Source organism: Cobetia sp. MC34 (assembly GCF_018340035.1).
Classification (GTDB): Bacteria; Pseudomonadota; Gammaproteobacteria; order Pseudomonadales; family Halomonadaceae; genus Cobetia; species Cobetia amphilecti.
On record NZ_JADPPY010000134.1, the window covers coordinates 1 to 255 of the forward strand.

The 255-nt window shown below is 54.9% G+C and carries 1 protein-coding gene; it reads right to left on the reverse strand.

Going from position 1 to position 255, the window contains the following annotated elements:
• Positions 1–49 precede the first annotated feature (49 nt).
• The coding region (locus tag IZU87_RS17475) for an integrase core domain-containing protein (protein ID WP_213115385.1) at positions 50–255 on the reverse strand (206 nt) is incomplete at its 5' end.

Here is a 255-nt window from a genome sequence, read left to right on the forward strand (position 1 = left end):
TTGGACCACCTGACGGGTCGTCTAAGCTCGGATCAGGTCATCATCGGCGTCAGGCCGCCTGGATCAGTGGTTGAGAGAAGTACACTTCATCAGGTGTAGCATCGTCTAGCCCTTGGTGGGGCCGCTCTGTGTTGTACCAAGCGAAGTAACGCTTCAGATCCCCTCGCAAGTGGGCGCCGCTCTCGAAAGCCTTCAGATAAACGCACTCATACTTCACACTGCGCCAGAGTCGTTCCACGAATATGTTGTCCTGAT